Here is a 25,839-nt window from a genome sequence, read left to right on the forward strand (position 1 = left end):
TTCCGCCAACGGTTATTCGAGTACGGCCCCGAGCCGCGCACCGAGCGCGGCGGGGTCGGTGGTCGGCGCCTCGCAGGCGAAGTGCCGGCAAACATAGGCGGCGGGCGCGCCGCCGACCAGCGGCCGGTCCGCCAGCAGCGGCACCTCGGCGGCGGCCTCCCCCGGTGCGCCGACCGCGACCACCGCTCCGGGCGCCGTGCCCAGCAGTGCGGCCCGCCGCAGCGCGGCGGTGGCCGGGTCGTCGGCAGGGCCGACGACGGCGACCTCGCGCGGCCCGTCCTGCAGCGCCTCGGCGACGGCGAGGCCCCAGCCGATGAACCGCGGGGCCCGTCCGGCCAGTGCGCCGACGATTCCGAGGGCGCGTTCGGCGGCCGTGCGGTGCCGGTCGGAGCCGGTGTACGCGGCGTAGCCGAGCAGGGCTCCGGCGGCGGCGGTCCAGCCGGAGGGGGTGGCGCTGTCGGTCGGGTCCTGGGGGCGGCGGATGAGTTCCTCGGCGTCGTCGGCGGTGTCGTAGAGCGCGCCGGAGGCCTCGTCGGTGAAGTGCTTGAGCACGGTGTCGAGCAGTCCGCCCGCCAGCTGGAGCCACTCCGCCTCACCGGTGACGGCGTACAGCGCGAGGAAGCCCTCGGCGGTGTCCGCGTAGTCCTCCAGGACGCCGGCGTTGGTGCCCGGCCGGCCGTCCCGGGAGGTGCGCAGCAGCCGCCCGTCGGGGGTGAGGTGGACGGCGAGCAGCAGGTCGGCGGCGCGTTCGGCGGCCTCGACGAGGTCGGGGCGGTCGAGCAGGGCGCCGGTCTCGGCGAGCGCGGCGATGGCGAGGCCGTTCCAGGCGGCGACCACCTTGTCGTCCCGGGCGGGCGCGGGACGGGCCGCCCGCGCCTCGAACATCCGCTGCCGGATCTCCTCGTACTCGGCGAAGTCCTCGGGGTCGGCGAGGAGTTGGAGCACGGAGGTGCCGTGCTCGAAGGTGCCGTCGGCGGTGACGGTGAACAGCCGGGCGGCGGTGGCCGCGTCGGCGGGACCGAGCAGGTCGACCAACTGGCCGGGCTCCCAGACGTAGTAGGCACCCTCGGTGGAGGAGCCGGTCTCCTCGTCCAGGCTGTCGGCGTCCAGGGCGGAGGCGAACGCGCCCTCGGGCGTGCGGAGTTCGCGGAGCAGGAAGTCGGCCGTGGACAGCGCGACCCGGCGGGCGAGGTCGGAGCCGGTGGCCCGCCACAGGTGCAGGTAGACCCGCAGCAGCAGGGCGTTGTCGTACAGCATCTTCTCGAAGTGCGGCACCACCCAGCCGGCGTCCACCGCGTACCGGGCGAAGCCGCCGCCGAGCTGGTCGTGGATGCCGCCGCGGGCCATCGCCTCGCCGGTGCGGACGGCCATCTCCAGCGCCGCCTCCGAACCGGTCCGGGCGTGGTGGCGCAGCAGGAACTCGATCACCATGGCCGGCGGGAACTTGGGCGCTCCGCCGAAGCCGCCGCGGGTCTGGTCGAACTCCCGGCTGAGCGTGACCAGCGCCTGGTGCAGGTCGGCGTCGCCCGGCGGGTGGTGGGCACCGGCCGAGTAGACGGCGGCCCGTTCGGCCAGGTCGGCCCGGATTCGCCCGGCGACCTCCCCGACCTCCTGCCGCCGCTCCCGCCAGGCCGCGTCCACGCCCTCCAGCACCTGCCGGAAGGACGGCATCCCGTGCCGGGGCTGCGGCGGGAAGTAGGTGCCGAAGTAGAACGGCTCCTTCTCCGGCGTGAGGAAGACCGTCATCGGCCAGCCGCCCTGCCCGGTCGCCGCCTGCACGGCCTCCATGTACACCGCGTCGACGTCCGGCCGCTCCTCCCGGTCCACCTTGACCGCGACGAACCGCTCGTTCAGGTAGCCGGCGAGCCCGGCGTCCTCGAAGCTCTCGTGCGCCATCACATGACACCAGTGGATTATCAGAGGCCTAAGTGGCAGGACGCATAGCCCACACTCAAGAGGATGGGCACGTCCCGCCGCTTGGCTTCATTGATCGCCTCCTCTCCCCATGGCCACCAATCCACCGGATTGGAGGCGTGCTGGAGGAGATACGGCGACGTCGCGTTGGCGAGTCGGTTCATACCGGCATCGTCGCACGATCCGGGCCCTCGGCCTACGCCATCCACAACTCCGCCGGCTGGGGCCGTCAGTGCCGACGGGGATCCGGCGGGGCCGTCCGACCCGGCCAGGGCGGGGTTGATGTCGGCGGCGCGAGTCCGGCCTCGAAGGCGATGATCGCCAGGTGGACGCGGTCCCGGGCTTCGAGCTTGGCGAACAGCCTGGCGACATGTGTCTTCGCCGTCGCCGCGCTGATCACCAACCGCTCGGCTATCTCCGTGTTCGACAGTCCCTGTCCGACCAGTGCCAGCACCTCGCGCTCCCGGTCGGTGATCCCCGCGACGGGACTCGGGTCCGCGGCGGGCCCGGTGTCCGGTGCGGGGGCCGCGGGGGCGGCGGAGGTTCCGGCGAAGTCGGCGATCAGCCGTCGGGTCACGCTCGGCGCGATCAACGCGTCGCCGGCCGCCACCACCCGGATCGCGTCCAGGATCGCGTCCAGGGCCATGCTCTTGAGCAGGAATCCGCTGGCCCCGGCGCGCAGTGCGCCGTAGACGTACTCGTCGTCGTCGAAGGTCGTCAGCACCAGCACCTTGGGCGGGTCCGGCTCGGAGGTCGCCTGCCGGGTCGCCTCGATCCCGTCCATGCCCGGCATCCGGATGTCCATCACCACGACGTCCGGCCGCAGTTCACGCACCAGGCGCACCGCCTCGCGGCCGTCGCCGGCCTCGCCGACCACCTCCAGGTCGGCGGTGCTGCCGATCAGGATCCCGAGCCCGACCAGCATCAGCGGCTGGTCGTCGACCAGCAGTACCCGCACGCTCATGCGCCCGCCTCGCTACGCTCGGCGGTCGCTTCGCGAAACGCGCACCTTCGAATGATTCGCTCGCTCATGCCGGGAGCCTCGCCGTCACCCGGAATCCGCCCTCCGGACGCCGGCCCGCGCTGAACTGGCCGGACAGCAGCGACACCCTCTCGCGCATGCCGAGCAGGCCGAAGCCGCTCCCGGCGGCCGCCGCCGAGGGCCTCGGACGGCCGGGGCCGCCGGGACCGTCGTCCCCGTCGTCCACCACCTCGATCGTCACTTCTTCCGGCTCGTAACCCACCGCGACCCGGCACGACCGCGCACCGGAATGCCGCACCACGTTGGTCACCGACTCCTGGACGATCCGGAACGCCGACAGTTCGATCTCCGGCGGCAGTGGACGCCGCTCGCCCTGCCAGGCCACGTGGACCCGCACCCCGGCGTCGGCCGTGCGTTCGGCGAGCCGCGGGATATCGGCCAGGCTGCCGGCCGGCTCCAGCGGAGCGGCCCCCGGCATGGCGTCGTCCGGCTCGGCGCGGCGGAGCGCCCCGAGCATGCGCTGCAGTTCGAGCAGCGTCTGACGGCTGGTGGACTCGATGCCGGCCAGCGCCTGCCGCGTCTGCTCGGGCTTGGTGTCCACGACCCGCGCCGCCGCTCCCGACAGCACCGTGATGATCCCGATGCTGTGCGCGACGCTGTCGTGCAGTTCGCGGGCGATCCGCAGCCGCTCGGTGACGACGGCGCGGGCCGCCCTCTGCTCGTGCAGGGCTCCGAGGTATTCGCGGCGCTTGCGGTACACCCCGCCGAAGACCCACGCGACCGCGAACCCCAGGGCGAGCCCCCCGGCCCACTGGGCCGCGTCGCGGATGGACTGTGCGCGGTCGTGGATGTCGTTGACGAACGCGGCCGCGACGCCCGCAACGGAGGCGATGGCGGCAGCCGTCGGCCGCCGGGCGGCGAGGTACCCGGCCAGGGCAACGAGCAGGAAGAACATGACGGCGGGCCGGGCGCCGTAGGCGTCGCCGAGGACCGATTCGCCCAGGATCACCGCGAAGACGGTCGCCGGCAGACGGCGCACCAGCAGCACCGGAAGGGCGAGCACCACGTACAGGCCCACCATCTGGACGGGCTCCAGGTCGGGGAACCGGAACATGCGGTACTCAGGGTCCGGTTCCCCCATCGTCAAGGGGAGCATCAGCGCGTAGAAGCAGGCGGTGGCCAGCACCGCGGCCTGTGCGGTCAGCCAGGTCACGCGCTTCGATGTCGAGAGACGCTGGAGGAGCTCTTCCATGCGGAGATCGTATTCAGGGGCGTCGGCTCCGCGCGTCGCCCCGGGGATGTACGCGGGGTACATCCCCGGGCCAACGGCCTGGGGCAGAGGTGACACCCGCCGGCCGACGCGACGGGTCATGGTCCGTTCCTAGGTTCATGGCCATGATGAATGCGCCGATGATCGACGTCCGCGAGGCGACGAAGACATACGATGACGGCCCGCCCGCGCTGGCCGGGGTGACCTTGTCCGTGGCGTCCGGTGACTGTGTGGCGATCCTCGGCCATTCCGGCAGTGGGAAGTCCACGCTGCTGAACCTGATCGCCGGTCTGGACAAGCCCTCCAGCGGCAGTGTCACCGTCGACGGCACGCGCGTCGATCAGCTCGGTGAGGCCGGATCGGCGAAGTACCGCCGGGCCTCGATCGGCATGATCTTCCAGTTCTTCAATCTGCTCGACGATCTGACCGTGCTGGACAACGTCATGGTTCCGGCGCAGCTGGCCGGGATGGGCAAGGGCGAGGCGAAGCGCCGGGCCGTCGAGCTGCTCGGCTCGCTGGGCATCGATCGGCATGCCAAGGCCTATCCGCAGCGGCTGTCCGGTGGTCAGCGGCAGCGGGTGGCGGTGGCCAGGGCCCTGATGAACAAGCCGGCGCTGCTGCTGGCCGACGAGCCCACCGGCGCGCTGGACTCGAACTCGGTCGAGGACGTGCGCCGGCTGCTGCTGGACCTGAACGCCGAGGGCCAGACCATCCTGCTGGTGACCCACGACGTGCAGCTGGCCGCCACCACCGCGCACCGCACCGTCGAGTTGGTGGACGGCGCGGTCGCGCGGGACGTCCTCAACGACGGCAACGGTGCCGGCCTGGCCGCCCGCACGCCGCTGACCCGTCCGGCGGGAGCGGTCGGATGACACTGCGCAAGCCGCCGAGGCCCCGGCGCCGCTTCGAGGCCGGATCCCACACCATGGCCCACGTGCTGACGGCGGTGAGCCGGTGAGCGCGCTCGGCAAGGTCGTACGCTCCGGCGTGGGCCGGCGTCGGGTCCAGTCCCTGGTCATGGCTTTGACGACGTTCACCGCGGTGATGTCGTCGGTACTCTCCCTCGGCCTGCTGACCGCCGTGCAGGCCCCGTTCGAGCACGCCTTCAGCACCCGGAACGGAGCGCACCTGGCGGTCCAGTTCGACGGTTCGAAGGTCACGGCCGCGCAGACCACCGCCACCGCGCACACCGCCGGTGTCACCGAGGCGGCCGGGCCGTACCCGATCGCCGCCGCGCTGGACACGGCCGTCGGCACCGACTGCCCCGAGACCGATCAGGCCGGTCACAACAACCGTCCGGTCACCGTCACCACCCGGCCCGACCTGGGCAGCACCTCCGGGATGGACCAGCTGGTGCTGACCCGGGGGCGCTGGCCGACCGGCCCGGACGAGATCGCCCTCGCCGCGAACAACTACGCCGACGCCTGCCTCGGCTCTTCGGTGGTGTTCTCCTCCCTGCCGGGCAAGCCGTCGTTCAAGGTCGTCGGCTTCGGCGCCTCGGTGACCAACAGCGCGACCGGCTTCGCCACCGCCGACGGTTTCGCGCGGCTGACCGCCGCCGGCGCCAAGAACGACGAGCAGATGCTCTACCGGTTCGCCGAGGCCGGGACCGACGCCGACATCGCCGCCGACAAGCAGGCGGTGGCCGCCGCCGTGCCGGCCGGCGCCGTCGCGAACGCACAGTCGTATCTGACGGCGGAACAGCAGGTGACCGGCAACGCCAAGTCCTTCGTGCCGTTTCTGGTCGCCTTCGGGATCCTCGGGCTGGTCCTGTCGGTGCTGATCATCGCGATCGTGGTCAGCGGCGCGGTGGCCTCGGGAATCCGGCGCATCGGGATCCTGAAGTCGTTGGGCTTCACCCCCTCGCAGGTGGCCCGCGCCTACACCGCGCAGGCCGTGATCCCGGCGGCACTCGGCGTGGTGCTCGGCACGGTCGTCGGCAATCTCCTGGCTGGGCCGATCCTGGGCCAGGCCGGCAAGCAGCTCGGCGCGGCCGGTGCCACGGTTCCGTCGTGGGTCAGCGCCGTGGTGTCACTGGGCGCCCTGCTGACCGTCGGCGTCACGGCTTCGGTCCCGGCGTTGCGGGCCGGCCGGATGCCGGCGGTGCAGGCTCTGGTGGTAGGCCGCGCCCCGAAGGCCACGCGCGGTCGGGCCGCGCAGCGTCTGGCCTCCCGGCTGCCGCTGCCCCGGGCCGTGTCGCTGGGGCTGGCCCAGCCCTTCGCCCGGCCGGCCCGGGCCGTACTGGTCGGCGCGATGGTGCTGCTCGGCACGGTCAGCGTCACCTTCGCGGTGGGGTTGGGGACCGCGTTCAGCAAGTACCAGGACAGCACCTTCAGCTCGGGCTTCAACGTCGCGTCGACGCTCGTGATACCCACGGCCGACGTGGGCGCGCCGCCCGAGGCTTCCTACGGCCCCGACGACCCGCGCCACGCGCACCTGGATGCCGCCGAGGTGGCCGCCGCGCTCGCCGAGGTCCCGGGCACGAAGGCCGCGTTCGGCTGGGGCGACAGCGGCGCGACCATGGTCGGCGCGCCGATCGGCGGCGAACCGCCGGTCGTGTACACGGTCAGCGGCGACTTCTCCTGGACGAACCTGGAGCTGGTGTCCGGCCGCTGGTTCTCTGCGCCCGGCGAGGCCGTGGTCGGTGACAAGCTGGCCTCGGCCGTGGGGATCCACGTCGGTGACGACGTCACCGTGGTGCAGCGGAACAGGCAACTGTCGCTGAAGGTCGTCGGCATCAACTTCGACACCCATGGAACCGACTACACGGCCATGACGGATGCGGCCTCCTTCACCGCCGCAGGACTGACCCCGCACATCGACCAGTTCAACGTCGAGCTGGCCCCGAACGTCAACGGAACGGACTGGTCCACCTCGGCCGCCGCCGCGCTGACCCCGCTGAACGCCTCGGTCCAGCCGCACTCGGACGGGGGCAAGAACATCCTGATGATCATCATGGGCACCCTGGTGGCGGTGTTCACACTGATGTTGACCGCCGTCGCCGCGCTCGGCGTGCTGAGCACGGTCGTGCAGGACACCCGGGAGCGGGTCCACGACATGGGGATCTTCAAGGCCCTAGGGATGACACCCGGACAGGCCATCGCGATGGTCCTGACCTCGGTGACACTCACCGGCCTGGTCGCCGGACTCATCGGGGTACCGCTCGGGGTCGCGCTGGAGAGGGCGACACTGACCCCGATGAGCAACGCGATCGGCCGGCACCTGCCGCCGAGCGTGACCCACGTCTACACGCCCGGGCTGCTCCTTCCGCTGCTGGCCGCCGGGGTCGTGATCGCCCTGCTCGGGGCACTGCTGCCGGCCGGCTGGGCGGCGCGCTCCCGGACCGCCACCGCGCTGCGGACCGAGTAGGACCACAGGCCGCCCCGCATCCTCACCGCGTCCCCCGCCGTCCGGTCCCCCGCGGGCGGGGCGGGGACCGGACGGGGCGGGTCACTCCTTCGGGGCTTCCGGCTCCTCCGTGAAGTTGACCTTCTTGAACTGCCGGTTCATCGACTTGGCCAGGAACCACGTCGCCACGCCGAGGGCGGCGAAGACGACGAAGCCGAGGAGACCGGGGGTGACCTTGGCGTCGTCGACGGCGAGGTCAGCGGCGAGGTGGATGAGGTTCACGGGGGCACTCATATCTCTATGGTGGCCCGGCTCACGCCGAGCCGGGCCGTCGGGGGTGGGTCAGTCGCGTGTGTCGGCGGCCTCGGCCACCAGGGTGGGGGTGCGCAGCCCGGCGAACAGGTCGTCCTCCGGGAGGTCCACGTCAATCAGGGTACGGGCGAGCTCGTAGTCCTCGGTGGGCCACACCTCGCGCTGGACCTCCAGCGGGACGCGGAACCACGGGCCGTCCGGGTCGATCTGGGTGGCGTGGGCGATCAGCGCGCGGTCGCGGGTCTCGAACCAGTCGTCGCAGCGGACCCGGGTGGTGATCTCGCGCTCCTTGCGGCCGCTCTTCTCCCAGCCGGCGATCCACTCGCCGTAGGGCGACTCGTGACCGTGCTCGGTGAGGTACTCGTGCAGGGCCCGGATGCGGCCCATCGGGAAGCCGTGGTTGTAGTAGAGCTTGAGCGGCTGCCAGGGCTCGCCGGCCTCGGGGTAGGCGTCCGGGTCGCCCGCGGCGTCGAAGGCCAGCATGGTGATCTTGTGGGTCATGATGTGGTCCGGGTGCGGGTAGCCGCCGTTCTCGTCGTAGGTCGTGATGACCTGCGGCTTGAACTCGCGGATGAGCCGGACCAGCGGCTCGGCCGCCTCCTTGACGTCCTCCAGGGCGAAGCAGCCCTCGGGCAGCGGGGGCAGCGGGTCGCCCTCCGGCAGTCCGGAGTCGACGAAGCCCAGCCAGGCCTGCTTGACGCCGAGGATGGCCCGCGCCTCGTCCATCTCCTTGCGGCGCACCTCGTGGATGTTCTCCTCGACGTACGGGTCCCCCTGCAGCTTGGGGTTGAGAACCGACCCGCGCTCGCCCCCCGTGCAGGTGGCCACGAGCACGTCCACACCCTGCTCGACGTACATGGCCATGGTGGCCGCGCCCTTGCTGGACTCGTCGTCCGGGTGGGCGTGCACCGCCATCAGTCGCAACTGCTCAGTCAACGCCTTGCGTTCCTTCCACATCATCGGGCGTTCCGCGAAGTCGGGTCTGCCCACCGTACGAACCGCTCACTTCGGGACCGCGTCGCCGCAAGGCCGGCCTGCGTCGCCGGTCTCCGGCGAGGCCGAGCCCCGCCCCCGCCGGACCGGCCGCGGGCGTGCCCCTCCTATAGTGACGGACTGGAGGACCGTCGCATTCCCCTGCACCGCCCGCGCGGCTCCTCCCCAGGAGAGGACGGAGTCCGATGACGGCACAGAGCACCGCCACGCAGTTGCCCGAGGGACGCTACGGCCGGCGCGGCGACGGCGAGTCGGACCGCCGCCTGAAGGTGGTCGGCGCGGTCTGCGGCGTGCTCGGGCTGGGTCTGGTCGCCTGGCTCGGCGGCTCGTACCTGCTGCGCGAGTCGAAGATCAACGGCTCGGTGCCGACCTTCCAGGTGCTCTCCGACTCCGAGGTGCAGCTGCACCTGTCCGTGAGCAAGAGCGACGGTACCGCCGGCAGCTGCACGGTCCGTTCGCAGAGCGACGACCACGCGGTGGTCGGGGTGGCCGACTTCCCGGTCCCGGCGGCCGGGTCGAGCTACGACGCCACCGTCACCCTGCGCACCACCGCCCGCGGCACCACCGCCGAACTGCTGGGCTGCACCGCCGCGAAGTAGCCGGCGAGCGGGCGGGACACGCCCGGGACACGCCCGGAACGGGGACGGAAAGCGGGCGGAACACGGACCGGAAGCGGGCCCGGCACAGTCCGGGGACGCATACTCGCCCGGCAGAACGGGCATCCGTAGGAAGTCCCGCACCCGGTTCCCGTACACCGTGGCGCAACGCCACCGTCAATGCCACGACAACGGCTCTCCCGCTTGTCGGCAGGACTTGTTAGGCTCGTGGTTTCGCCCCTTCCGCACCGGATGGTACGGGAGCGGGCGTTGCTTTGTAGTTACGACCGTTATCACCGACGACCCTGCTGACGACTCACACCCTCAGCACAGCCCCAGCACCTACGAGGAGCACCCGTGACCCAGACCAGTGAGAACGTGACCTGGCTCACTCAGGCCGGCTACGACCAGCTCAAGGCCGAGCTGGATCACCTGACCGGGCCCTGGCGCATCGAGATCGCCCAGAAGATCGAGGCGGCGCGCGAGGAGGGCGACCTCAAGGAGAACGCCGGCTACCACGCGGCGAAGGAGGAGCAGGGCAAGTACGAGCTGCGCATCCGCCAGCTGACCCAGCTGCTGGAGCGCGCCAAGGTCGGTGAGGCCCCGGCCGACTCCGGCGTGGTGGCCCCGGGCATGGTCGTCACGGTCGCCTTCGACGGCGACGAGGACGACCTCATGGAGTTCCTGCTCGCCTCGCGCGAGGTGGCGGGCGCCGACGACCTGGACGTCTACTCCCCGCAGTCGCCGCTGGGCCGCGCGATCGACGGCAAGAAGATCGGCGACGAGGCCACCTACGAGCTGCCGAACGGCAAGCCGGCCATGGTGAAGATCGTCAAGGTCGTGCCGCACGCCGGCTGACCCGCCCCCCGGACACCGCCGAGGGCGGCCGCGGAGCTCCGGAAGGACTCCGCGGCCGCCCTCGGGCGTTTCCCGCAGTGACGTTTCACCCCGGCTTCACCCCAGCAGGGCGCTCACCCCAGCAGAGCGCTCATCCCACGGCCGAGCGGTACTTGCGCACCGACAGCCAGGAGAACACCGCCGTGATCGCCAGCGACCACAGCACCGACACCAGCGCCGCGTGCTGCATCGGCCAGGCGCTGTCCACCGGCCCGACCTGATTGCCGAAGAGGTCCCGGCAGGCCTGGACCGTCGCGCTGAACGGGTTCCAGTACGCGATGCCCCGCAGCCAGTCCGGCATCGAGCTGACCGGCACGAAGGCGTTGGACACGAAGGTCAGCGGGAACAGCCAGATCAGCCCGGCCGAGGTCGCCGCCTCGGGACTGCGCACCGACAGTCCGATCAGCGCGCCGATCCAGGAGAAGGCGTAGCCGAGCAGGAGCAGCAGGCCGAAGGCGCCGAGCGCGTTGAGCACCCCGTCGTGGATCCGCCAGCCGACCGCCAGCGCGACCAGCGCCAGCACGACCACGGTGAACGCGGTCTGGCACAGGTCCGCGAGGGTGCGGCCGACCAGCACCGCCGAGCGGGCCATCGGCAGCGAGCGGAAGCGGTCCACCAGGCCCTTGGTCATGTCCTCCGCGATGCCGGCCGAGGCGCCGGCGGTCGCGAAGGTGACGGTCTGGGCGAAGATGCCGGCCATCAGGAACTGGATGTACGTGTCGGAGCTGGAGTTCGCCCCGGGGATCTTGATCGCTCCGCCCATGACGTACGAGAACAGCAGCACGAACATGACCGGCTGCATGAGCCCGAACACCACGATCTCGGGAATCCTGGACATCCTGCGCAGATTGCGTTTGGCGACCACCCAGGAGTCGTGCAGGGTCGCGGACAGGCCCCGGCGGGGCGTCGGCACCGCCCCGCCGATGGCGTGCTCGGTGGCCGTGCTGGTGCTCATCTCAGCGCTCCGTTCCGGCCGTGACGGCCTGCTGCTGGTCCGGTCCCTGACCGCCGTCGCCACCGGCGCCGCCCGTGCCGCCGCCGTTCCCGCGCCCCCGGCCGGCCCGGCCGCGCCCCTTGGCGCCGGCGCCGCCGTCCTCCTCGACCGCCTCGGCGACATGGCCGGTGAGAGTGAGGAAAACGTCGTCCAGCGTCGGACGGCGCAGGCCGATGTCGTCGATCTCTATGCCCCGGCCGTCCAGTTCGCGGATCGCGTCGGCGAGCAGCCGGGCACCGCCGCTGACCGGCACGGTGATCTTCCGGGTGTTCCTCTCGACCGTCGGCTCGCCGAGCGCGTACCCGGACAGCGCCGCGACCGCGTCCGTGACCAGGCCCGGGTCGTGCACCACGACCTCGATCCGCTCGCCGCCGATCTGTGCCTTCAGCTGGTCGGCCGTGCCACGGGCGATCACCCGGCCGTGGTCGACCACCGCGATGTCGTGGGCGAGCCGGTCGGCCTCCTCCAGGTACTGGGTGGTCAGCAGCAGTGTCGTGCCCTGCTCGACCAGGGTCTCGATGACCTCCCAGAGCGCGAGCCGGTTGCGCGGGTCGAGCCCGGTGGTCGGCTCGTCCAGGAACATCACCGGTGGCCGGACGACCAGCGCGGCGGCGAGGTCGAGGCGGCGGCGCATGCCGCCGGAGTACGTCTTGGCGGTGCGGTCCTTGGCCTCGGTGAGGTTGAACCACTCCAGCAGCTCCAGCGCCCGGGCCTTCGCGTCGCGGGTGCGCATCTGGTACAGCTCGCCGACCATGGTGAGGTTCTCGAAGCCGGTCAGGTACTCGTCGACGGCCGCGTACTGGCCGGACAGCCCGATCAGACTGCGGACCCGGTCCGGGTGTTCGAGGACGTCGACCCCGGCCACCACCGCGCGGCCGGAGTCGGGGCGGAGCAGGGTGGTGAGGACGCGCACGGTGGTGGTCTTGCCGGCCCCGTTCGGGCCGAGCAGCCCGAGCACCGTGCCCTCGGGGACGTCGAGGCTGACGCCGTCCAGGGCCCGTACGTCGCCGAAGGTCTTGACCAGGTTCTCGGCTTGGATGGCTGGCGCCATGGCCTGCCTCATCTCCTCGGACGAATATGAGCGATCTGTCCCACTTTGCTCCCCGTTCGGGCGCGCGGGCGACTCGGTTCCCGATGACCGAAACAGAACGCGATGTATCGCGAGTGTGACAACTCGCGATACATCGCGTCAAGGGAATTCGGGGACGGGATTCCGAAGCGGAGCTCAGCCCGCGACCACGTACCCCGCGTCCCGCAACTCGCCCACCACCAGCGCGCAGTGCTCCGGCCCCTTGGTCTCCAGGTGCAGGTCCACCTCGACCTCGGTCAGCCCCAGCCGCGGGTCGGTCCGGACGTGCGCGACGTCCAGCACGTTGGCGTCCACCCTGGTCAGCACCCCCAGCAGGTCCGCCAGCGAGCCCGGCTTGTCCGCCAGCCGCACTCGCAGCGACAGGTAGCGCCCGGCCGCGGCCAGCCCGTGCCGCAGCACCCGCTGCATCAGCTGCGGGTCGATGTTGCCACCGGACAGCACCGCCACCACCGGGCCCTCGAAGGAGTCTGGCCGCTCCAGCAGCGCCGCGATCGGCGCCGCCCCGGCCGGCTCGACCACCAGCTTCAGCCGCTCCAGGCCGAGCAGCAGGGCCCGCGACAGGGCGTCCTCGGAGACCGTCCGGATGCCGTCCGCCAGGGTGTTGACCACCTCGAAGGGGATGTCCCCGGGGCGCCCGACCATGATCCCGTCGGCCATGGTGGCGAAGTGCTCCAGCGTCACCGGCCGCCCGGCCGCCAGCGAGGGCGGGTACGCGGCCGCGGCCGCCGCCTGCACCCCGACCACCCGGACGTCCGGCCGCAGCGGCTTGACCGCCGCCGCGATCCCGGCCAGCAGCCCGCCGCCGCCCACCCCGACCAGGACGGTGCGCACCTCGGGGCACTGCTCCAGGATCTCCAGGCCGACGGTCGCCTGCCCGGTGACCACGTCCCAGTGGTCGAAGGGGTGGATGAACACCGCGCCGGTCGCCTCCGAGTACCGCTGCGCGGCCTGCAGGGCCTCGTCCACGGTGGCGCCGTGCAGCCGCACCTCGGCGCCGTACTCACGGGTGGCCGCGACCTTGGGCAGCGGCGCCGCGACCGGCATGAACACGGTCGAGCGCACCCCCAGCAGCGAGGCCGCCAGCGCCACCCCCTGGGCGTGGTTCCCGGCGCTCGCCGCCACCACTCCGCCGGCCCGCTGCACCGGCGAGAGTCCCGCGATCCGCACGTACGCCCCGCGCAGCTTGAAGGAGCCGGTGCGCTGGAGGTTCTCGCACTTCAGGTGGACCGGCGCGCCGACCAGCCCGGACAGGTGCCGACTTCCCTCCATCGGGGTGACCCGGGCGACCCCGGCGAGCATCTTCTGGGCGCCGCGGACGTCGTCGAGGGTGATCGGCCAGTTGTGCATGATCCCAGCCTAGGGCGCCCCGTGCGGGGCGGGCCGGATCAGCGCGCGGCACCGGGATGCGCCGCAGGCCGGATCGGCGCGCGGCGCCGGGGTGGCCCCGGCCTCCGGCAGGGAGGTGCCCACCCCTCGATCCGGGGCGTCGGGCCTGTTCCCGGGCCCGCTCCGCCCGCGTACGCTGCTGGTTCTGAGCTTCTCTCACCGCATGACGATCGTGAGCCGCGATGACGACGACCTCGCCCCAGGCCACCGACCGAACCGAGCCCGTGCACACCCAACTCCAGTACCAGCTGGCGGTGTTCGCCCGCCGGATGGAACAGGTCCGGACCTCCGGCGGCGGCGTCGGCACGCTGGACCGGGCCGCCTACCTGCTGCTCGACCGCCTGGAGCGGCACGGGCCGGCGAACGTCAAGGCGCTGGCCGAGGCGCTCGGCGTGGACTCCTCGACGGTGACCCGCCAGGTCGCCCCGCTGGTCGCGGCCGGGCTGGTCGGCCGGGTGCAGGACCCGGCCGACCGCCGCGCGGTACGGCTCGCACTGACCTCCTGCGGCGCCGGCCGACTGGCCGAAGTCCGGGACGGACGGGCCGAGTTGACCCGCCGCCTGATGGCCGGCTGGCCACCCGAGGAGCAGCAGGCGTTCTGCGCCCTGCTGGCCCGCTTCAACCTCGCGATGGAGTCGTACACGGCGGACCAGCAGGGGCAGTGACAACCGCCGACGCCCTTAGCCGAGCGCCTGCTTGAGGTCGGCCAGCAGGTCGTCGACGGACTCGATGCCCACCGAGACGCGCACCAGGTCGGCCGGCACCTCCAGCGGCGAACCGGCCGCCGAGGCGTGGGTCATCCGGCCGGGGTGCTCGATCAGCGACTCCACGCCGCCCAGCGACTCGCCCAGGGTGAACAGCTGCGCGCGGTTGCAGACCTCGACGGCCGCCTCCTCGCCGCCGGCGACCCGGAACGAGACCATGCCGCCGAAGGCCTTCATCTGCTTGGCGGCGATGTCGTGGCCGGGGTGCTCGGGCAGGCCCGGGTAGAGCACCTGGCTGACCTTGGGGTGGCTGCTCAGCAGCTCGGCGACCTTCTCCGCGTTGGAGCTGTGCCGGTCCATCCGGACGCCCAGGGTCTTGATGCCGCGCAGCACCAGCCAGGCGTCGAACGGCCCGGAGACGGCGCCCATCGCGTTCTGGTGGTACGCGACCTCCTCGCCGAGGCCCGCGTCGGCCAGCACCAGCGCACCGCCGACCACGTCCGAGTGGCCGCCCATGTACTTGGTGGTGGAGTGCACGACCGCGTCCGCACCGAGCGAGATCGGCTGCTGCAGGTACGGGCTGGCGAAGGTGTTGTCGACCACCAGCAGCGCGCCGGCGCCGTGCGCGACCTCGGCGAGCCCGGCCAGGTCGGTGATGCCCAGCAGCGGGTTGGAGGGGGTCTCCACCCACACCGCGCGGGTGTTGGGGCGCAGCGCGGCCCGGACGTCGTCCAGCTCCTGGGTGTTGGCGACGGAGAACTCGACGCCCCAGCGGGTCAGCACCTTGGCGAACAGCCGGAAGGTGCCGCCGTAGGCGTCGTTGGGGATCACGATGTGGTCGCCCGGCTTGAGGATGGTGCGCAGCAGGGTGTCCTCGGCGGCCAGGCCGGAGGCGAAGGCGAGGCCGCGGGAGCCGCCCTCCAGGGCGGCGAGGCACTCCTCCAGCGCGGTGCGGGTCGGGTTGGCGCTGCGGCTGTACTCGTAGCCGCCCCGCAGGCCGCCCACCCCGTCCTGCTTGTAGGTGGACACCTGGTAGATGGGCGTGACGACGGCCCCGGTCTGGGGGTCTGCTTCCTGACCCGCGTGGATGGCGAGGGTCTCGAAGCCGTGGGGAAGCTGGTGCTCGGTCATGGCTCCGAGCCTAACGGCCGCAGGGCCGCGCGCTCGCCGGAACGGGCGGACGGAATCCGCGGGCGGTCCGGTGCGTTGAATCCTGGGCAACCCTTCCTACCCCGCTGGAGCAGGCCGTGCTGTTCAACCGCCACAAGACCTCGCTCGTCCCCGCCGACCAGGCGCTGCCCGGGCGCCAGACCCCGGGTTTCACCCTGACCGAGCCGCACACGGTGCTCGGCCACCCGCTCACCGGCCCGTACCCGGAGGGGTTGGAGGTGGCCGACTTCGGGCTGGGCTGCTTCTGGGGCGCCGAGCGCACGTTCTGGCGGCTGCCCGGCGTCTGGACGACGCTGGTCGGCTACCAGGGCGGGCACACGCCCAACCCCACGTACGAGGAGGTGTGCAGCGGGTTGACCGGGCACACCGAGGCGGTCCGGGTGGTGTTCGACCCGGCGGTGGTCTCCTACGAGCGGCTGCTGAAGACCTTCTGGGAGGCCCACGACCCGACCCAGGGCAACCGTCAGGGCAATGACGTGGGCACCCAGTACCGCTCGGCGATCTACACCCACTCCCCCGGCCAGGCCGCCGCCGCGACCGCCACCCGGGACGCCTTCCAGCCCTCGCTGACCGCGCTCGGTTACGGCCCGATCACCACCGAGATCGCCCCGGCCGGACCGTTCTACCCGGCCGAGCCGTACCACCAGCAGTACCTGTCGGACGCCAAGAACCCCAACGGGTACTGCGGTCTCGGCGGCACCGGCGCCTCCTGCCCGATCGGCGTGGCCCGCACCCAGGGCTGAGCCCCACCGCCGGGACCGGTCAGAGCCGCTGCGGCGCCCGCTCGTCGGAGCCGTCGGAGGCGGTGCCGGGGTCCTCCGCCAGCAGCTTGCCCGCGGCGTCGTACACCCCGATCGCGGGGCCGGCCGGCCGCCGGTGCGCGGCCGGGTCGCCCGTCGGCATCGGCGGCAGGACCACGTAGTAGCCGGTCCAGCCCTTCATCCCGGGGGTGGTGACGATGGTGGCGACGGTCGGCTTCCCGTCGAAGAACGCGACGATCCGGGACGGGGTCGGGCCCAGGTAGAAACTGGCCACGACGGAGTGGTCCCGGTTGCCGCTGGTCTGAGCGTAGACGCTGGGGCGGTCGTGCTCCAGATTGCCGCTGCGCACGTCCCGGCAGCCGAAGGAGGTGTGCCAGCTGCCGTCGGGCTCGCGGGACTCGTCGCAGCGCTGGTTCGCGGTGAACCAGATCCGGACGTCGTCGGTGATCAGGATCTTCTCCCCGGGGGCCACCTGCCGCACCGGCGAGAGCGGCAGCGCGGTCCGCGTCGGGCCCGGCGACCCGGTCGGGGCCGGCGTCGCGTCCGCCCCCGTCGAGGGCGCCGACGCCGCCTCCAGCCGGGCCGTGGCGTTGCCGGCCGTGGCGCCCCCCGCCGGTCGGCCGCCGCCCGCCGTCACCGCCGCCGCCCCGCAGATCAGCGCCACGGCCAGGGCGGCCGCCCCGGCCCCCGTTCTCCGCCGGGCGCGCCGCCGCCGGGCGCCGGCGATGACCGCCGCCGGCTCCGGCCCGGCCGCGTACGGGTCCTCGTTCCTGAACAGCTCTGCGAGTCGGTCCTCGAAGCTCATACCGTCACCTCGATGTGCGTCGTGGCACCCGCCGGACCGCCCGTGCGGTCGGCGAGTTCGGGGTGTGCGCGCAGCTTCGACATCGCCCGGTTGAGCGTGCTCTTCACGGTGCCCCGGGCGATTCCCAGTTCGGCCGCGACGGCGGCCTCGGTGAGGTCCCCGTAGTACCGCAGCACCACGACCGTCCGCTCCCGGCGGGTGAGGGCGGCCAGCGCCCGGTGCAGCACCGCCCGTTCGGCCTGCCGTTCGGCCAGGTCCTCGGCCAGCGGCCGCTCGGGGGTGCGGTCGGTGGGCAGTTCGTGGTTGCGCAGCCGGCGCCACCAGTCGCGGTGCTGGTTCACCACGATCCGGCGGACGTACGCGGTGGGGTCGTCGCCGGTGATCCGGTGCCAGTGCAGGTAGGCGCGTTCCAGCGCCGACTGCACGATGTCCTTGGCCCGCTCCGGATCGCCGGTCAACAGCTCGGCCAGCCGCAGCAGTTGGCGACCGCTACCGGCGACGAAAGCGCTGAACTCGGCGTCCTGTCGCTGTCTCTGCTCGCGTTTCACACCCATCTGACTCCTCGGGCGGACCGCGAGGTTCGGTCCGCCCGGGAGGTTTTTGCCGGATGTCCGGCCGCGGGTCAGACGGCGCTGCCGGCCTTCCACTCGGCCCAGCTCAGGTTCCAGCCGTTCAGGCCGTTGTCCGGGGCGACGGTCTTGTCGCCGGAGTTCACGACCTCGACCACGTCGCCGACCATCGAGGACTTGTAGAACTTGTAGCCGTCCGTGCTGCTGTCCGAGGCGCCCTTGGCGTCCTGCAGACCGACGCAGCCGTGGCTGGTGTTCTGCCCGCCGAAGATCGACGGCGAGGACCAGTAGTTGCCGTGGATGAAGGTGCCGGAGGTGGTCAGGCGCTGGGCGTGCGGCACGTCCGCGATGTCGTACTCGCTGCCCAGGTTGACGGTCTGCGAGTTCATCCGGGTCTGGGTGAACTGCTCGGAGATGACCATCTTGCCGCCCCAGGTGGTGTGTTCGGGGGCGCCGCCGGAGATCTTGTAGACGGCGCTGACCTGGCCGTCCGTGGTGACGGTGAGCTTCTTGGTGCCGAGGTCGGCGACGCTGGTCTGGGCGCGGCCGATGGTGAAGCTCACGTCCTTGGACTGGGTGCCGTAGACGCCCTTCGCGCCCTCGACGTCCTTGAGCCGCAGCTTCAGGGTGACCTTGGTGCCCTTGGCCCAGTACTCCTGGGGCCGGAAGTCGAGGCGGGTGCTGGAGAACCAGTGGCCGACGATCTCGACGCCCGGCTCGGCTATCACCGAGATCGCCGACTGGACGGCCTTCTTGTCGGTGATCGGCTTGCTGAAGTTGATCGAGACCGGCATGCCGACGCCGACCACCGAGCCGTCCTCGGGGGTGAAGTACCCCACGAAGGTGTTGGCCGGGGTCGCCGTGGTGAAGGTGGCGTTGGCGTCCGCCTCCAGCTTGTCCTTGTCGACGCCGCTGGCGGTGACGGAGTACTTGGTACCGCTGGCGGGGGCCGCCGCCGAGGTCCAGCTGGTGTTGTCCGAGGAGAGCTGGCCGGCCAGTTCCTTGCCGGTGGAGTCGGTGACCTTGACGGCGCTCAGGGTGCCGTTGCTGACCGTGACCTTGACCGGCTCGCTGAAGCTGGCGCCGGTGGTGCCGTCCGCGGGGGTGACGGTGATCACGGCGGCCGAGGTCTTCGGGGTGCCGCCGCCCGAGCCCGATCCGCCGTTGGCGCCGCCACCGCCGGAACCGGCGTTGCCGCCGCCACCGCCGCCGCTGTTGTCGTTGCAGGCCGCGAGCAGCAGGACCGGCGCACCGATCAGGCCCGCGAGCACTCCGCGTCGGCTCCAGCTGCCTCCGGCCACCCGCCCCTGACCGTCCCGTGCCGTCACGTCGCGTCTCCCTGCTGACTCATCCCGGGCAATTACGGATACAGAAACGCAATCCGGCTGCTCACGGTTCCATCACCGAAGGGTAAGCGATCGTATGAGATGACCCAACTTGCCGCTGAACATGGACAAAACACCCGGCCCGCGGCGAGCGGACCGGGCGTTCCCGGGTGGTCACGGCACGTACGGCCGTTACTCGGCGGACTCCTCCACCGTGTACTCGTCCCACTCCTCGTTCTCGGGGTCGAACTCGGTCTGCGCCGACTCCCAGGTCGCCGAGGCGAGCTCGACGCCCGGGACGTCGCCGAGCAGCGCGACGGGGTCGATGAAGTGGGCGAGCGAACCCGACGGGTCCACCTCGATGGCCTCGACGGACTGGGCCCGCTCCTCGTCGTCGAGGTACTCGTCCCCGGCGACCTGCTGCAGGGCCGCCGCCTTGAGGGCGCCCTCGTCGGTGATCTCCGCGATGAGCTCGATCTTGAGCTTCACGTAGCGCGGGGCGTCGGTCGTTTCGTTGCTGGTCATGCGTGCGAGCGTACGGGAACGCGGGCCGCCCGGCGCGCACTCGGAGCCCGTACGCACGGGAAGGGCCGGTCCTCGGAAGAGGACCGGCCCCACCGTTTTCTCCGCCTCGGCTCCCCCACCCGGGAACCGCGGAGCCGCGCCCTGCGGCGCGGTGAATCGCCGCGGGAGCCGCCGCACCCTGTCGACCGGCCGGAGCCGGACAGGGGCGGGACGACGGCGCCTCCCGCGGAGGGCCCCTCCCTCCGATGCCGGTCGGGGAGGGCGGACACGGCGGCCGGGTCAGGGCCGTCCGACGTGTCCGGAGCCGGCCGCGCCCGCCGGGGAGCCGCTCCCGGTCGGCCGTTGCCGCCTCGCTCGGCGTCTCGCCGTTGACCACCACGATGCCGGAGCGTTGTTAACCACGTGCTGCGGGCAGATGACGCCGGTGTACCACTTCGCCCGTGGACGAATCCTTCCGGACCGTCCACGGGCGGGGCGGGGTGAGGCCGCGTCAGCGGGAACCGGCGCCGTGAGCGGGCGTCAGTGCGCGGAGCGGGTGGCCAGGAAGCCCAGCAGGTCCTGACGGGTGACGATGCCCTGCGGCTTGCCCTCGACCAGCACGACCGCCGCGTCGGCCTTCTCCAGCACGGTCATCAGGTTGGTGACGGTCTCGCCCGAGCCGACCACCGGCAGCGGCTTGGACATCACCTTGTCCAAGGTGTCGGTCAGCTCGATCTCCTTGGCGAAGATGCCCTCCAGCAGCAGCTTCTCCACCACCGAGCCGATCACCTCGCCGGCCATGATGTCCGGGTGGCCGGCACCCGGGGAGACCACCGGCATCTGCGAGACGCCGTACTCGCGCAGCACCCGGACCGCCTCGGCGACCGTCTCGTTCGGGTGCATGTGGACGAACTGCGGGACGCCGCCCTGCTCCATGGACTCCTTGCGGGCCAGCAGCTCGCCGATGTGGGCCTCGTCGGTGGAGGAGGGCAGGAAGCCGTAGTCGGCCATCCAGTCGTCGTTGAAGATCTTCGACAGGTAGCCGCGGCCGCCGTCCGGCAGCAGCACCACGACGACGTCGTCCGGCCCGAGCTTGCGGGCCACCTCCAGCGCGGCCACCACGGCCATGCCGCAGGAGCCGCCGACCAGCAGGCCCTCCTCCTTGGCCAGGCGGCGGGTCATCTGGAACGAGTCCTTGTCGGAGACCGCGACGATCTCGTCCGCGACGTTGCGGTCGTAGGCGGTCGGCCAGAAGTCCTCACCGACGCCCTCGACCAGGTACGGACGGCCGGTGCCGCCCGAGTAGACCGAGCCCTCCGGGTCGGCGCCGACGACCTTGACCTTGCCGCCGGAGACCTCCTTCAGGTAGTTGCCGGTGCCGGAGATGGTGCCGCCGGTGCCGACGCCCGCCACGAAGTGGGTGATCCTGCCCTCGGTCTGCTCCCACAGCTCCGGACCGGTGGAGTGGTAGTGCGAGGCCGGGTTGTCCGGGTTGGAGTACTGGTCCGGCTTCCAGGCGTTCGGGGTCTCGCGGACCAGGCGGTCGGAGACGTTGTAGTAGGAGTCCGGGTGCTCCGGGGCGACGGCGGTCGGGCAGACGACCACCTCGGCGCCGTAGGCGCGCAGGGTGTTGATCTTGTCGGTGGACACCTTGTCGGGACAGACGAAGATGCACTTGTAGCCCTTCTGCTGGGCCACGATCGCCAGGCCGACACCGGTGTTGCCGGAGGTCGGCTCCACGATCGTGCCGCCCGGCTTGAGGGCGCCCGAGGCCTCGGCGGCCTCGATCATGCGCATCGCGATGCGGTCCTTCACCGAGCCGCCGGGGTTGAAGTACTCGACCTTCGCCAGCACGGTCGCGCTGATGCCCTCGGTGACCTTGTTCAGCTTGACCAGCGGCGTGTTGCCGACCAGGTCGATGATCGAGTTGTGGTACCGCACGGGGGTCCTCCCGGTCTATGGGGCATGCGAGTGCATTCGGTACTGCAAAGCCTAGGCCGTGGACGCGCCCCGGGGCTCCCCTCCGGCGCACCGCCCCCAATGGCCCACCCCCGCACGTGCCGCCGGTACTCCCACCCCCGGTGCGGGTAAGAGCGCTGTGCAAGGCGTTGCCGTGGCCCCGAGGGGACGGCACGAGAACGCGAAGGGGGCACCGGATGCCAGGCGCACAGGACTCACGGGCCCGGGTGGCCCGCCGGATCGCCACCGCTGCGGCCTACGGCGGCGGCGGGCTCGGCCTGCTCGGTGTGGGCGTGGTGGGCCTGCTGCTGACCGAGAGCAAGCTCGCCATCCAGGCCATCGGCGTCCTGGAGACCCTCCCGCCCAAGGCCGACGGCGTCTACGGCGAGGCCTTCACCGACCACCGGGACACCCCGCAGGCGCCGCTGGTGCTGGCCGTCCTCGGCGACTCCACCGGCGCCGGGCTCGGGGTCGCCCGGGCCCGCGAGACCCCGGGCGCCCTGCTGGCCGCCGGCCTGGCCTCGGTGGCCGAGCGCCCGGTCCGGATGGTCAACGTGGCCCGTTCCGGCGGCCGCTCCGCCGACCTCTCCGGCCAGCTGGAGCGGGCCCTGCGGCACCACCCGGACATCGCCGTGATCATGGTCGGGGCCAACGACGTGACCCGGCACAGCCCCGCCCAGCTCGCCGTCCGCCAGCTCGGCGAGGCCGTCGCCGCCCTGCGCGCGAACGGCTGCGAGGTGGTGGTCGGCACCTGCCCGGACCTCGGGACGATCAAGCCGGTGCGCCCGCCGCTGCGCTGGGTGGCCCGGCGGCTGAGCCGCCAGCTGGCCGCCGCCCAGACCATCGCGGTGGTGGAGGCGGGCGGGCGCACCGTGTCGCTGGGCTCACTGCTCGGCCCGGAGTTCGCCGCCCGCCCGGAGATGTTCGCCGCCGACCGCTACCACCCCTCCGCCCAGGGCTACGCCACCGCCGCGATGGCCGTCCTGCCCTCGGTGTGCGCCGCGCTGGGCCTGTGGCCGGAGGAGGAGCGGCCGAGCGCCGCCGTACCCGGCGAGACGGTGCTGCCGGTCGAGCTGGCCGCCGCCGCGGCGGCCGGGCGCGCGGGTACCGAGGTGGCGGCCGTGGAGACGGAGGGCGCGAGCGGGCGCTGGGCCCAGCTGCGCCACCGGCTGCGGGTCGGCCCGGAGGCGGCGCGGGTACCGGGCGGGAGGCCGGGGAACACGTCGGCCAGCTCACACGGCGAGGCCGGTGACGGTTGAGCTACCAAGCGGTAGCTTACCTCCCGGACCGCCAGGTCCGTCGTCACTCAGCGAGGAGCCCGCAATGCCCGAAGCCGTCATCGTCAGCGCCGCCCGTTCGCCGATCGGCCGGGCCTTCAAGGGCTCGCTCAAGGACGTCCGCCCGGACGACCTGACCGCCCACATCATCCAGGCCGCCCTGGCCAAGGTCCCGGAGCTCGACCCGCGCCAGATCGACGACCTGATGCTCGGCTGCGGCCTGCCCGGCGGCGAGCAGGGCCACAACCTGGCCCGCATCGTGGCCGTCCAGATGGGCATGGACTACCTGCCCGGTGCGACGATCACCCGCTACTGCTCGTCCTCGCTGCAGACGACCCGCATGGCACTGCACGCGATCAAGGCCGGCGAGGGCGACGTCTTCATCTCGGCGGGCGTCGAGACCGTCTCGCGCAGCGTCAACGGCACCTCGGACGGCCTGCCGGGCACCATGAACCCGCTCTTCGACGAGGCCCAGGCGCGCACCAAGCAGCGCGCCGAGGAGGGCGGCGGCGAGTGGCACGACCCGCGCGAGGACGGCCTGCTGCCGGACGCCTACATCGCGATGGGCCAGACCGCCGAGAACCTCGCCGCGCTCAAGGGCATCACCCGCGCCGAGCAGGACGAGTTCGGCGTCCGCTCGCAGAACCTCGCCGAGGCCGCCATCAAGGCCGGCTTCTGGCAGCGCGAGATCACCCCGGTCACGCTGCCGGACGGCACCGTGGTCAGCACCGACGACGGCCCGCGCGCCGGTGTGACCCTGGAGGGCGTCTCCGGCCTGAAGCCGGTGTTCCGCCCGGACGGCACCGTCACCGCGGGCAACTGCTGCCCGCTGAACGACGGCGCGGCCGCGCTGGTCATCATGTCCGACACCAAGGCCCGCGAGCTCGGCATCACCCCGCTCGCCCGGGTGGTCTCCACCGGCGTCAGCGGCCTGTCCCCCGAGATCATGGGCTACGGCCCGGTCGAGGCCTCCAGGCAGGCGCTCAAGCGGGCCGGCCTGACCATCGACGACATCGACCTGGTCGAGATCAACGAGGCCTTCGCGGCCCAGGTGATCCCCTCCTACCGCGACCTGGGCATCGACCTGGACAAGCTGAACGTCAACGGCGGCGCCATCGCGGTCGGCCACCCCTTCGGCATGACCGGCGCCCGGATCACCACCACGCTGATCAACTCCCTGCAGTGGCACGACAAGCAGTTCGGCCTGGAGACCATGTGCGTCGGCGGCGGCCAGGGCATGGCCATGGTCATCGAGCGCCTCAGCTGACCGACCGCACCTCCGAAGGGTCTGGACCACCCATTTGGAGTGACGCACCGTAATTGAGGGCCGGATCACACCGAGAGGTCGATCCGGCCCTCTTTTCCGTCATTTCCGGCTCGGAAATCGACACTGCGGAGCGGATCAACTCCACTGCGTAGAACGGTGTTACCTAACAATTTGGGGACAAGGGCGAAAGTCCGGGAGGAATTAGACATTCGCCACTGCGTTAACAGCCCCCCATACGGCAGTGTGGACACGTAACCCCGTTCCGCTCCTCGCTAGGAGTACGTTCCGTGAGCGCCGTCTACACCATCCTGCTGCTGATCCTGATCACCGTGTCGACCGCCGTGCTGCTCCGCCTCCGCGGGATCTCCCGCCGGCTGGACGCGCGGGCCGCGGCTCCCGCCGTGCCCGGACCGGTGGACGAGGCCGCGATACGCCGGGCCGTCGCCGAGGCGCTCGCCGCCGACCGCGAGCGGGAGATCACCGAGGCCCGGGCGTTCTGGGCCGAGCAGGAGGCCCGCGCGGCCGAGGACGCGCCACTGTTCGACTCCCCGTTCACCGGGGCCTTCACCGGCACCGAAGAGTGGCCGCTGTTCTTCCCCCGCCCCACCGGCCCGCAGGAGGCCGCCGACAACGCCGGGACGATGGACCCGGAGTTCGGCGAGGCGCTGCGCTCCGCGCTGGAGGACCTGATCGGCGAGGACGGCACCGGCCCGGCCGAGGGCGGCGCCCCGCTGCGCCCCGGCCACCCGGTCGGCGAACCCGCCAAGGACGCCCGGGCCCGCCGGGAGGCCGACCTGCTGGCCACCGGCCTGGAAGCCGGACTGCTGGACGCCGAGCCGGTCGTGGAGGACGCCCCGGTCGCCGCCCCCGACCCGCGCCGCCACCCCTCCCACCCCGACTTCGTACCGAGCCAGGCGCCCTCCCGCGAGTGGACCGACACCCGGCTCGCCGCCCTCGCCGAGGAGGCCGTCGCGCTGGTCGACGTCCGCCCGGGCCCGCTGGGCACCCTGGACGTGTACGCCTTCGCCGACGGCACCACGCTGTGCGTGGCCCCGGGCGACCGGGAGGCCGCCTACCGGCTGATCGACGCGGTCCGTGCCGGTGAGCACGTCCGACTGCTCGGCGGCTCGCGGTTCTCCGGCTCGTACTCGCTGACCTTCTCCACCGACGACGAGGCCGTCTACGTGCTCGCGGACCGGGTGGTCGCCAGCATCTGACGCCACCTCGACCAGCAGCGGGACCGAAGGCCGGCCGGGCCAAGGGGTTGTCGACCCGGCCGGCCTTCGGCATGTCCGGCGACGACCGCCCGGCGTGCTCCTGCCGGGCGCGCCCCTAGGCGCAGAGTTCGGCCGTCCCCCGCACCGCGGCCACCGCCCCGGCCAGCACCTCGCCCACCGCCACCGGCCCGTCCGGCAGCGCCACCGCGGCGCCCTCCGGCAGGGCCGTCAGCGCGGCCGCCAGGTCGTGCCCGGCGACGGCCAGCTGGTCCCCCGCCGCGAAGGCCCCGGCGTCCGGGAACTCCCGCTCCGGCCCGCCCTCCGCCGCCAGCGCGAGCGCGGCCAGCCGCCGGGCCAGCGCCAGCACGGCCGCCGCCCGCGAGGGGTGCCCGGGCACCGCGCCCAGCAGCTTGCTCTGCGGCAGCGAGCGGAAACGATCCGCCAGTTCGTCGACGGCTTCGACCAGGGGCTGTACGTCATGCATGCACAGGAGCCTAAC

23 protein-coding genes and 1 pseudogene are annotated in these 25,839 nt (G+C 72.4%); 9 read left to right on the forward strand and 15 right to left on the reverse strand.

The window, feature by feature from the left end:
- Nucleotides 1-12: 12 nt before the first annotated feature.
- The 3 genes and pseudogenes from ACZ6Z8_RS09820 to ACZ6Z8_RS09830 form a co-directional block, all read right to left on the reverse strand.
- Nucleotides 13-2,078 (reverse strand): annotated as a pseudogene (locus ACZ6Z8_RS09820) (thioredoxin domain-containing protein).
- A gap of 65 nt (nt 2,079-2,143) precedes the next feature.
- Complete coding sequence (locus ACZ6Z8_RS09825; RefSeq protein ID WP_465607955.1) at nt 2,144-2,878, reverse strand: response regulator transcription factor; 735 nt, start codon at nt 2,876-2,878, stop codon at nt 2,144-2,146.
- 64 nt (nt 2,879-2,942) lie between these two features.
- Nucleotides 2,943-4,148, reverse strand: coding sequence for a sensor histidine kinase (locus tag ACZ6Z8_RS09830; RefSeq protein WP_465607957.1), 1,206 nt, complete (start codon nt 4,146-4,148; stop codon nt 2,943-2,945).
- A 146-nt stretch (nt 4,149-4,294) separates the two neighbouring features.
- Here ACZ6Z8_RS09830 and ACZ6Z8_RS09835 point away from each other — a divergent pair, with 146 nt between their 5' ends.
- Together ACZ6Z8_RS09835 and ACZ6Z8_RS09840 are read left to right on the forward strand one after the other, a co-directional pair.
- Nucleotides 4,295-5,038, forward strand: coding sequence for an ABC transporter ATP-binding protein (locus ACZ6Z8_RS09835; protein WP_465608434.1), 744 nt, complete (start codon nt 4,295-4,297; stop codon nt 5,036-5,038).
- A 145-nt stretch (nt 5,039-5,183) separates the two neighbouring features.
- Nucleotides 5,184-7,535, forward strand: coding sequence for an ABC transporter permease (locus tag ACZ6Z8_RS09840; protein WP_465607959.1), 2,352 nt, complete (start codon nt 5,184-5,186; stop codon nt 7,533-7,535).
- A gap of 81 nt (nt 7,536-7,616) precedes the next feature.
- On the opposite strand, the gene ACZ6Z8_RS09845 is transcribed toward ACZ6Z8_RS09840, so the two are convergent.
- Both ACZ6Z8_RS09845 and mca read right to left on the reverse strand, forming a co-directional pair.
- A complete protein-coding gene (locus ACZ6Z8_RS09845) occupies nt 7,617-7,808 on the reverse strand; it encodes a hypothetical protein (protein ID WP_465607961.1) in 192 nt (63 codons plus the stop codon).
- Between the two features lie 48 nt (nt 7,809-7,856).
- On the reverse strand, nt 7,857-8,762 hold the full coding sequence (mca, locus tag ACZ6Z8_RS09850; RefSeq protein WP_465607962.1) for a mycothiol conjugate amidase Mca: 906 nt from the start codon (nt 8,760-8,762) through the stop codon (nt 7,857-7,859).
- Nucleotides 8,763-9,004: 242 nt separating this feature from the next.
- Here mca and ACZ6Z8_RS09855 point away from each other — a divergent pair, with 242 nt between their 5' ends.
- Together ACZ6Z8_RS09855 and greA are read left to right on the forward strand one after the other, a co-directional pair.
- Nucleotides 9,005-9,418, forward strand: a complete 414-nt coding sequence (locus ACZ6Z8_RS09855; RefSeq protein WP_465607964.1) for a DUF4307 domain-containing protein — start codon at nt 9,005-9,007, stop codon at nt 9,416-9,418.
- A gap of 354 nt (nt 9,419-9,772) precedes the next feature.
- Nucleotides 9,773-10,273, forward strand: coding sequence for a transcription elongation factor GreA (greA, locus tag ACZ6Z8_RS09860; RefSeq protein ID WP_030286600.1), 501 nt, complete (start codon nt 9,773-9,775; stop codon nt 10,271-10,273).
- 130 nt (nt 10,274-10,403) lie between these two features.
- On the opposite strand, the gene ACZ6Z8_RS09865 is transcribed toward greA, so the two are convergent.
- From ACZ6Z8_RS09865 to ilvA, 3 genes are all read right to left on the reverse strand, one after another.
- On the reverse strand, nt 10,404-11,267 hold the full coding sequence (locus ACZ6Z8_RS09865) for an ABC transporter permease (RefSeq protein ID WP_465607967.1): 864 nt from the start codon (nt 11,265-11,267) through the stop codon (nt 10,404-10,406).
- 1 nt (nt 11,268) lies between these two features.
- On the reverse strand, nt 11,269-12,357 hold the full coding sequence (locus ACZ6Z8_RS09870; RefSeq protein WP_465607969.1) for an ATP-binding cassette domain-containing protein: 1,089 nt from the start codon (nt 12,355-12,357) through the stop codon (nt 11,269-11,271).
- Between the two features lie 174 nt (nt 12,358-12,531).
- Nucleotides 12,532-13,743, reverse strand: coding sequence for a threonine ammonia-lyase (gene ilvA / locus ACZ6Z8_RS09875; protein WP_465607971.1), 1,212 nt, complete (start codon nt 13,741-13,743; stop codon nt 12,532-12,534).
- 221 nt (nt 13,744-13,964) lie between these two features.
- On the opposite strand from ilvA, the gene ACZ6Z8_RS09880 reads away from it, so the two are divergent.
- On the forward strand, nt 13,965-14,447 hold the full coding sequence (locus ACZ6Z8_RS09880; RefSeq protein ID WP_465607973.1) for a MarR family winged helix-turn-helix transcriptional regulator: 483 nt from the start codon (nt 13,965-13,967) through the stop codon (nt 14,445-14,447).
- A gap of 15 nt (nt 14,448-14,462) precedes the next feature.
- On the opposite strand, the gene ACZ6Z8_RS09885 is transcribed toward ACZ6Z8_RS09880, so the two are convergent.
- Nucleotides 14,463-15,617 (reverse strand): cystathionine gamma-synthase, encoded by a 1,155-nt coding sequence (locus ACZ6Z8_RS09885; RefSeq protein WP_465607975.1) that lies wholly within the window; start codon nt 15,615-15,617, stop codon nt 14,463-14,465.
- Nucleotides 15,618-15,733: 116 nt separating this feature from the next.
- Here ACZ6Z8_RS09885 and msrA point away from each other — a divergent pair, with 116 nt between their 5' ends.
- Nucleotides 15,734-16,399, forward strand: coding sequence for a peptide-methionine (S)-S-oxide reductase MsrA (gene msrA, locus ACZ6Z8_RS09890; protein ID WP_465607977.1), 666 nt, complete (start codon nt 15,734-15,736; stop codon nt 16,397-16,399).
- A gap of 19 nt (nt 16,400-16,418) precedes the next feature.
- Here msrA and ACZ6Z8_RS09895 read toward each other — a convergent pair whose 3' ends face one another.
- From ACZ6Z8_RS09895 to ACZ6Z8_RS09915, 5 genes are all read right to left on the reverse strand, one after another.
- The gene (locus ACZ6Z8_RS09895) at nt 16,419-17,222 is read right to left on the reverse strand and encodes a hypothetical protein (RefSeq protein ID WP_465607979.1); all 804 of its coding nucleotides are present in this window, start codon (nt 17,220-17,222) and stop codon (nt 16,419-16,421) included.
- Nucleotides 17,219-17,770 carry a SigE family RNA polymerase sigma factor gene (locus ACZ6Z8_RS09900; protein ID WP_465607981.1) on the reverse strand — a complete coding sequence of 184 codons (552 nt, stop codon included), beginning with the start codon at nt 17,768-17,770 and terminating at the stop codon, nt 17,219-17,221. The genes ACZ6Z8_RS09895 and ACZ6Z8_RS09900 overlap by 4 nt, the downstream gene beginning before the upstream one ends.
- A 74-nt stretch (nt 17,771-17,844) precedes the next feature.
- A complete protein-coding gene (locus tag ACZ6Z8_RS09905; protein WP_465607983.1) occupies nt 17,845-19,119 on the reverse strand; it encodes a L,D-transpeptidase in 1,275 nt (424 codons plus the stop codon).
- 189 nt (nt 19,120-19,308) lie between these two features.
- Nucleotides 19,309-19,641 (reverse strand): hypothetical protein, encoded by a 333-nt coding sequence (locus ACZ6Z8_RS09910; RefSeq protein ID WP_465607985.1) that lies wholly within the window; start codon nt 19,639-19,641, stop codon nt 19,309-19,311.
- 519 nt (nt 19,642-20,160) lie between these two features.
- Complete coding sequence (locus ACZ6Z8_RS09915; protein WP_465607987.1) at nt 20,161-21,561, reverse strand: cystathionine beta-synthase; 1,401 nt, start codon at nt 21,559-21,561, stop codon at nt 20,161-20,163.
- A 215-nt stretch (nt 21,562-21,776) separates the two neighbouring features.
- On the opposite strand from ACZ6Z8_RS09915, the gene ACZ6Z8_RS09920 reads away from it, so the two are divergent.
- The 3 genes from ACZ6Z8_RS09920 (at nt 21,777) to ACZ6Z8_RS09930 (ending at nt 25,340) form a co-directional block, all read left to right on the forward strand.
- On the forward strand, nt 21,777-22,838 hold the full coding sequence (locus ACZ6Z8_RS09920; protein WP_465607989.1) for an SGNH/GDSL hydrolase family protein: 1,062 nt from the start codon (nt 21,777-21,779) through the stop codon (nt 22,836-22,838).
- A 64-nt stretch (nt 22,839-22,902) separates the two neighbouring features.
- Entirely contained in the window at nt 22,903-24,123 is a 1,221-nt protein-coding gene (locus tag ACZ6Z8_RS09925) for an acetyl-CoA C-acetyltransferase (RefSeq protein WP_465607991.1), read from the forward strand.
- A gap of 287 nt (nt 24,124-24,410) precedes the next feature.
- Complete coding sequence (locus ACZ6Z8_RS09930) at nt 24,411-25,340, forward strand: hypothetical protein (RefSeq protein ID WP_465607992.1); 930 nt, start codon at nt 24,411-24,413, stop codon at nt 25,338-25,340.
- 115 nt (nt 25,341-25,455) lie between these two features.
- Here ACZ6Z8_RS09930 and ACZ6Z8_RS09935 read toward each other — a convergent pair whose 3' ends face one another.
- Nucleotides 25,456-25,824: a hypothetical protein gene (locus ACZ6Z8_RS09935; protein ID WP_465607993.1), complete on the reverse strand. Its 369-nt coding sequence runs from the start codon at nt 25,822-25,824 to the stop codon at nt 25,456-25,458.
- Between the last annotated feature and the right edge of the window lie 15 nt (nt 25,825-25,839).

The sequence above is a fragment of the Kitasatospora sp. NPDC101108 genome, from assembly GCF_055584725.1.